At 68.8% G+C, this 7,029-nt stretch carries 6 protein-coding genes; 1 reads left to right on the top strand and 5 read right to left on the bottom strand.

All coding sequences use genetic code 11. The features are described from left to right. From HMPREF1138_RS08835 to HMPREF1138_RS08820, 4 genes are all read right to left on the bottom strand, one after another. Window positions 1-1,592, bottom strand: a 1,592-nt coding sequence (locus HMPREF1138_RS08835) for a helicase-related protein (RefSeq protein WP_009058872.1), incomplete at its 3' end; no start/stop codon positions are given. 305 nt (window positions 1,593-1,897) lie between these two features. Continuing rightward, window positions 1,898-2,848 carry an ADP-ribosylglycohydrolase family protein gene (locus HMPREF1138_RS08830; protein WP_009058878.1) on the bottom strand — a complete coding sequence of 317 codons (951 nt, stop codon included), beginning with the start codon at window positions 2,846-2,848 and terminating at the stop codon, window positions 1,898-1,900. A 117-nt stretch (window positions 2,849-2,965) separates the two neighbouring features. Continuing rightward, window positions 2,966-4,117, bottom strand: a complete 1,152-nt coding sequence (locus HMPREF1138_RS08825) for a VIT1/CCC1 transporter family protein (RefSeq protein WP_009058880.1) — start codon at window positions 4,115-4,117, stop codon at window positions 2,966-2,968. Further along, window positions 4,114-4,410, bottom strand: coding sequence for a hypothetical protein (locus tag HMPREF1138_RS08820; protein WP_009058882.1), 297 nt, complete (start codon window positions 4,408-4,410; stop codon window positions 4,114-4,116). The genes HMPREF1138_RS08825 and HMPREF1138_RS08820 overlap by 4 nt, the downstream gene beginning before the upstream one ends. A gap of 369 nt (window positions 4,411-4,779) precedes the next feature. Here HMPREF1138_RS08820 and HMPREF1138_RS08815 point away from each other — a divergent pair, with 369 nt between their 5' ends. Further along, window positions 4,780-5,493 (top strand): alpha/beta fold hydrolase, encoded by a 714-nt coding sequence (locus HMPREF1138_RS08815; RefSeq protein WP_238318635.1) that lies wholly within the window; start codon window positions 4,780-4,782, stop codon window positions 5,491-5,493. 856 nt (window positions 5,494-6,349) lie between these two features. Here HMPREF1138_RS08815 and HMPREF1138_RS08810 read toward each other — a convergent pair. Further along, the coding region (locus tag HMPREF1138_RS08810) for a PfkB family carbohydrate kinase (protein WP_009058876.1) at window positions 6,350-7,029 on the bottom strand (680 nt) is incomplete at its 5' end.

Below are 7,029 nucleotides of genomic sequence, written 5' to 3'. Positions count from 1 at the left end.
CGGCGCTCCCGCGGCTCGCCGGACGCGAGCGCGCCGATCTCGACGAGGAGGGCGACGCCGTCGCGCACCGCGCGCCGATCCGGGGCGTCCAGGAACGGGAAGTCCTCGACGGCGCCCAGGCCCAGGGACGCCATCTGCAAGATGACGCTGGCCAGCGACGTGCGCAGGATTTCCGGCTCCGTGAAGCGCGGGCGCGAGAGGTAGTCGGCCTGGGAGAACAGGCGGATCGCCACGCCTTCGGCGACTCGGCCGCATCGGCCCGCGCGCTGGTTCGCACTCGCCTGGCTGACCGGCTCGATCGGCAGGCGCTGCACCTTCGTCTTATTGGAATAGCGGGAAATACGCGCCAAACCCGGGTCGATCACGTAGCGGATGCCCGGCACCGTCAGCGACGTCTCCGCGACATTCGTCGCCAGGACCACGCGGCGCAGCCGGTGCGGCTCGAACACGCGATGCTGCTCAGCCGCCGTCAGCCGCGCGTACAGGGGCAGGATCTCGATGTCTCCCGGGTGGACGCCCTTGTCGTCTCCCGCGCGCCGGCCTCGTCCCTTCAGGTGATCGAGGAGGGCAGCCTCCGTGTCACGGATGTCGCGCTCGCCGGGCAGGAAGACCAGGATGTCGCCGTCACCCTCCGCGCTCAGCTCGTCCACCGCCAGGCAGATCGCGGTCTCCACGTCGATGTCCTCGCCCATGCCGTAGCCCAGCGTCGCCAGCTCGTCGTCCGGGTCCTCCAGGACCAGCTGCATGGGGCCGGACTCGGTGACCTCCGTGGTCTCGACGGTCTCGGTGGGATTCTCCGCCTGCTGCGCCGAGGCCTCGGACGTGTACGACGAGGGCGTCGTCGGGCCGAGGGGACGGTAGCGGATCTCCACCGGGTACGTGCGCCCCGACACCTCGATGACCGGCGCGGGCTCGATCAGGCGACCCGAGCCGGGCGTGCCCTCCCACGTGCCGAAATGGCGCGCAAAACGGTCCGAGTCGATCGTCGCCGACGTGATGATGACCTTCAGGTCCGGGCGCGCGGGCAGCAGGCGCGCCACGTAGCCCAGGATGAAGTCGATGTTGAGGCTGCGCTCGTGGGCCTCGTCGATGATGAGCGTGTCGTAGCGGCGCAGCATCGGATCCGACTGGATCTCCGCCAGCAGAATGCCGTCCGTCATGAGCTTGACCAGGGTTGTGGGGCCGACCTCGTCCGTGAAACGCACCTGGTAGCCGACCACCTGGCCGCTCTCGCGGCCCACGGTCTGGCCCAGCTCGTGGGCGATGCGGTCCGCGACCGAGCGCGCCGCGAGCCTGCGCGGCTGGGTGTGACCGATCATGCCGGCCACGCCGCGGCCCAGCTGCATGCAGACTTTCGGCAGCTGCGTCGTCTTACCCGAGCCCGTCTCGCCCGACACGATGACCACCTGGTGGTCGCGGATGGCGCGCGCGATCTCGTCGCGGCGGGCGCTCACTGGCAGATCGGGGAAGTCGATGACCGGGATCGCGGCCGCGCGCTCGGCTAGCTGCTCCGGCGTGAAGGGCTTGAAGGGGCGCGCGTGCGTGCGCGGGCGCGTGCGCGCTTTGGGCTGGGAGGAGCGGGAGTCAGGCATGATAGCGCCAGTCTAGTCGCTCGACATGCCGGTCGAGCGGCGCGCGGCTGGTGGGGGTCGAGTAGGTCGGAAGAGGCTCAGACCCCAAAAGTCGCACGTAATTCCCTTTGGTCAGTTTTTGAGTGCTGCTTAAAACCGCATGATTTCAACGGTCTGATTTCAAATGTTGAAGTAGGTGCGAGGGAATTGCATGCGACATTTTTGGGTAATTGTTGGGTGTGGGTGTGGGTGTGGGTGCAGGTTGACGAGGTGTGGGTGCAGCGGGCGGTGAAGCGACGACGCGGGGGCGTGCCGCGGGGCGGGGCTTACAGGTCCTCGTCGAAGCGCGTGAGCGGTGCCTCCAGGCGCAGGTCCACGAGGGCTCGGGCCAGGGCGTCGATCTCCTCGCCCTGATACAGCGTCGACCTCCACGAGGCCGGGATGGCCTCGACCCCGAAGTAAGCGCCGCCGAGCTGCCCGTAGATCGCGGCGTTCGTGTCCGCGTCCCCGCCCATGTTCGCGATGGCCAGGACGGCCTCGTCGAAGGAACCGAAATCGAGCAGGCCGTGCACCGCCAGGCGCAGGCCGTTCACGATGTAACCGCTGGTGTCCTTCTCCCACGCGGCGCGCTCGGCCGGGTCCGTGCTGATGACGCGAGCGGCCATCTCGTCGAAGGCGGGACCCGTTGACGCCCAGCCGACGTTGATGATGTGCTCGGGCGCCCAGCCGAGGAGGGCGCCCACGAGGAGGGCGGCGAAGACCTCGGTGGCGGCCTCGGCCTCGACCGAATAGTGGGTTTCCCGCGCGCTCAGTCCAGCGGTGACGACGATCTCGCGGATTTCGCGGTGCTCGAAGCCGGCGATGACGACGGGCGCCAGGCGCATAATCGCGCCGTTACCGGCGCTGGTCGTGCGCTCCGCGGTGCGGGGAATGCGCTGTTCGCGCTCGAAGGCGAACAGTGCGGCGCGCACCTGGCCACCGATGTCGAAACACACGTCCGTCGACGAACGGTACCCTTCCTTGAACCAGCGCATGTATCGCTCCATCACATCGAAGGAGTCGTAGCGGCCCATCGCCAGCAGCGAATCCGCCAGGCACAGCGCCATCGACGTGTCGTCCGTCCACTGGCCGGGCTCGAGCTGGAAGGCGCCCCCTCCGACCATGCCCGTGGACGGCGTGAAGGTGCCTACGACCTTGAACTCATTCGTGGTGCCCACCGCGTCGGCGACGGCGAGGCCCATGAGGGCGCCGCGCGCCCGAGAAAGAAAATCCGTCATGACCCTAGTGTGGCACAGGGGCACCGCATCTGGGCCCCGGCCTCCGGCCCGCGGGCAGCCCAGGCCAGGGGGAACGGGTGAGGTGGCCCCGGCCTCGTCCCCGCTGGAGACGAGGCGTCAGGAGATTGACGTGCCGAACAGCGTGCCCAGCAGGTATGTCACCCCCGCGGCGCCGTAACCTACGATGAGCTGGCGCAGCGCGCGGGGCGCGGGGGACTGGCCGGACAGGATGCCGACCACGCCGCCCGTAAACAGCAGGGCGACGCCGACGATCACGGCCGCGACGACGATTGCGGTCATGCCGGTCATGCCCAGCAGGTAGGGGATCAGCGGGAAGATCGCGCCCGCCGCGAAGAAACAGAACGAGGACAGCGCCGCCTTCATGGGTGTGCCCACCTGGTCGCCAGCGCCGTCCGACTCGGGGCTTCCGCCCAGGGCGGCACGCACCGCGATCGCACCGGACTCGCCGGTCGCAGGCTTAGCGAGGCGTGCAAAGACCTGCTTGGCGTGGATCTCGGCCTCCTCCTCGCTCTCGCCGCGCGCACGGAACACGAGGGCCAGCTCGTTCGCGTCCACATCCAGGTCCGGCACCGCCTGATGCGCGTCCGGGTCGGGGATCGAGGCGTCGAGGAGTTCGCGCTGACTGCGCACGCTCACCCACTCGCCCGCCGCCATCGACAGGGCGCCCGCGAGCAAACCCGAAATACCAGTCAGGAGAACGACGTGGGGTTCCATGCCCGTCGCCGCCACACCCAGCACGAGGGCCAGGTTCGACACGAGGCCGTCGTTCGCGCCGAAGACCGCAGCGCGGAACGTGCCCGCCAGGGTCTCGCGGGACTTCGCCGCCAGGGAACGGATGACCTCGGCGTGAATGTGCTCGTCCGCCTGCATGTGCGCCGGCACGTCGTCATCCACGTCGCGCGCGGAACGCTGCTCCGCGCGCTGTGCCATCGCCAGAATGAAAATCGTGCCAAAAAGGTGTGCGAGGAGCGACGCGGCGCGCGTGCGCAGCGGCGGCTTCGGGGCAGGCAGGGCATGATCGCCCAGGCGCGCCAGCCAATACTCCTCGTGGCGGCGCTCCGCCTCCTCGAGCTGCAGGAGGACCGCGCGCTCCTCGCCCGTTCGGCGTTCCGACAGGTCGCGGTAGGTGCGAGCCTCCATGCGCTCTTCAGCCAGGTGCTTGCGCCAGCGCTTAATCTGCGCGCGCGTCGGCTCCTGGGTGTCGAGCTGTGGGTCTGCGCTCACGGCCTCGTACCCTCGCGCGCTCAACGCTGCGTCCTGGAGGAGGTGTCCTGCGTGTCAACCGTCGTCGGCTGGGAGGCGGGGGCGCCGAAAAGGCGTTCCTTCACCGCGTCGGCAACCTTATCCGTCACCTGCTCGCCGCCCGCACGCACGATGTCGGACATCTTCTGGCCCGCCGCATCCAGGGGGCGTGCCACGATCGGGAAACGGCGCAGCTTCGAGGCGTTCGCGCGGATCTGCTCGTAGCGCTCGCGGCCCGCGCGGGTGCCCAGGACGTATCCGATGCCAACTCCGATGAGGATTCCAGTCTTGGTTCCCATGAATGTCCTTCTCTCGCTGCGTGGGGCGGCGCCCGCGGTCCGCCGGGCGTTCTCGCGCAGGCGTTCCCACCGGCGCACAATCACCCTCATCTTAGTGCCGGGCCATGCTCGCTCGCACGCCCCTGACGCGGGGTGGAGATTTCTCTCGGAAACCCAGCCCAGGCCTCGTCCCCTTGTCACATATGTGCACACCGTGGTCTCCCCTTCACGGCGGGTGGTGGAAAGCGCTATGTTTAATACGTGAGCCAGATAACGATTCAGACGCCCCGGGGAGTGTCCATCACCGGGACATTCACGCGTCCTGTGGACTGTCGCGACGCCGCGGTGATCTTTTCTCACAGCTTTTTGTCGGACCGTCACGCATCGGGCATGTTCGATGCGCTCGGTCGCGCGATGCGTCGCGCCGGCTACGCCACCCTCGCCTTCGACTATTCCGGGCACGGCGAATCCGGCGACGAGATCATCACCTTCGACCCGCTCATCGAGGACTTCCGCTCCGCCTCCGGCTGGCTGGCCGACCAGGGGTTCACACGCCAAATCTGCGTCGGCCACGAGTTCGGCGCCACCGTCGCCTTGCGCGCCCGCCCGCCCGCCGTGCAGACCTACGTGCTCGTCTCGCCGGTCCTCGGCCCGCTGTCCTACGACTGGAACCTCGTGTTCTCCGACGTGCAGCTCTCTGACCTGGAACGCCACGGCACCACCACCATCCCCAACGACTCCGAGTCCGTGCGCCGCCACTTCACGATCAACAAGGCCACCCTCGCCGACATGTCCATGGTGTCCGGCGAGAAGGCCTTGCACGGCATCGACGTGCCCGTCCTCATCACACACGACGCCTTCGACGAGGAAACCGGCCTGCTCGACCGCACGCGCGAGGCCTTCCACCTGCTGCCCGACGGATCCGTCGTCGACATGACCGCGCCGCCCGTCGGTGTCGTCGGCGAGTACACGCCCATCGACGGCGTTCCCGTCGCCGACGAGGCCGTGGATCGCGCCCTGGCCGCCTCAGGTTCCGCGCACCTGCCCGCGCTGCCCGACGTCGCCGTTCGGTGGGTCAGCCGCTGGGTGCCAGCAGGCCGGTAGCTGCCTGCGCTGCCTCTGCTCCTGGGCCCGCCCCCTGGCGCGCTCTGGTGCCTCTGCTCCTGGGCCCGCCCCCTGGCGCGCTCTGGTGGCTCTGCTCCTGGGCCCGCCCCATGGCGCGCTCTGGTGGCTCGCTGCGTGGATAAGCTGTTGCTATCTGGATAGGTTGTGCGGATGTGGATAGGTTGTGTGCATCCGGATAGGTTATTAAGCTATCCGGATGTTCGTTTCCTATCCGGATGTTGATTGCCCGTCCGCGCGGATTCGCAGGGACGTGGCTTGCCCGCTCGGCGAGTGCGCCGGGGAGCCTAGTGTGTGTTTTTGGGCGGGTAGTCTGGACCGCGGGGCTGTCCGACTGGCTTCAGGCCCCCGTTTTGCTGCGTGCGAGGCCGCCAAGGCCGCCCGCGGGGCTGTCCGACTGGCTTCAGGCCCCCGTTTTGCTGCGTGCCAGACATGCTCGAGTGCTAAACGGTCCGCGTCAGGCGGGCTCGCGCGTGTGCCGACAATCCACGCCACCATGTATGGTTCCCTAACAATGTCGCACGTAATTCCCTCGTGAATATTTCAGACTTTGAAAATATGTCGTTGGAATTGCAACGTTTGTGGGGTGTCTCGAAAACTGACCGAGTTAAATTATGTGCGACTTTTGGGGGAGGGGGAGGGGAAGCGATCAGCGCGAGCCTCGCCCGCGACAGGCGCCGCGCGCGCTCGCAGAAACGCCCGCAGAAGCGCCCGCAGAAGCGCCCGCAGAAGCGCCCGCAGAAGCGCCCGCAGAAGCGCCCGCAGAAGTGCTCGCAGAAGCGCCCGCAGAAGTGCTCGCAGAAGCGCCCGCAACCGTCGCCGACCACGTGCGCACCAGCTACCCGCGCACCAACTCCGCCAGGGCAGGAGAAGCCAGCCACTGCCTCGTCCCGAAGGAGGACACCGACACGCCCGCCACCGCCGACGCGAAACGAATGAGGCGCTCCGGATCCGAGGCCCCCGCGCGCTCAAGCGCCCACGCGAACGCCCCGTGGAACGCGTCCCCCGCACCCATCGTCGAGGCGTCGGGGACCTCGCGCACGGGAACCTCGCCGCTGGTGCCGTCCCACCAGTACTGCACGGGCCGCTCGCCGCGCGTGCGCACCACCCGCGTGATGCCGAAACCGCGCAGGAAGCCGGCGACCTGCTCGCCGTCCACTCGCGCGAGGAGCGGGGGCGCGAAATCCTCCGACACGACGGCGACGTCCACGAGGCCCAGCAGGGGAGTGAGCCAGTCCTTCCACGAGCCGCCATCGAGCACCCGCAGGTGCGGCGGGCGCGCCTCAAGGAGAGCGAAGGGATCCTCGCCGTCCACCTCGGGCACGCCCAGCGTCAGCGCCGCCTGCGCCAGCGCCGGGTTGTGCCCGTCGATGAGGACGACGCCGACGCGCTCGGGCAGCTCCGCCGCGACGCGCCCCGGGTCGGCGTCCAGCCGCGCGTTCGTGGAGGCGACCATGCGCCCGCTCGGGTGCTCGATGATCGAGGAGACGGCCGGCTCGCGCAGGGACGAGGCCGGGG

The sequence above is a fragment of the Actinomyces sp. ICM58 genome (assembly GCF_000283035.1).
GTDB lineage: Bacteria > Actinomycetota > Actinomycetes > Actinomycetales > Actinomycetaceae > Pauljensenia.
Note: the sequence above shows the minus strand (reverse complement) of the source record. Positions and strands in the feature narration are given on the sequence as shown.

What these genes read in the sequence shown, in the direction of transcription:
- HMPREF1138_RS08830 (WP_009058878.1), bottom strand. Translation starts at nt 2,848, where the DNA reads ATGACGGATTTTCTTTCTCGGGCGCGCGGCGCCCTCATGGGCCTCGCC.
- HMPREF1138_RS08820 (WP_009058882.1), bottom strand. Translation starts at nt 4,410, where the DNA reads ATGGGAACCAAGACTGGAATCCTCATCGGAGTTGGCATCGGATACGTC.
- HMPREF1138_RS08815 (WP_238318635.1), top strand. Translation starts at nt 4,780, where the DNA reads ATGTTCGATGCGCTCGGTCGCGCGATGCGTCGCGCCGGCTACGCCACC.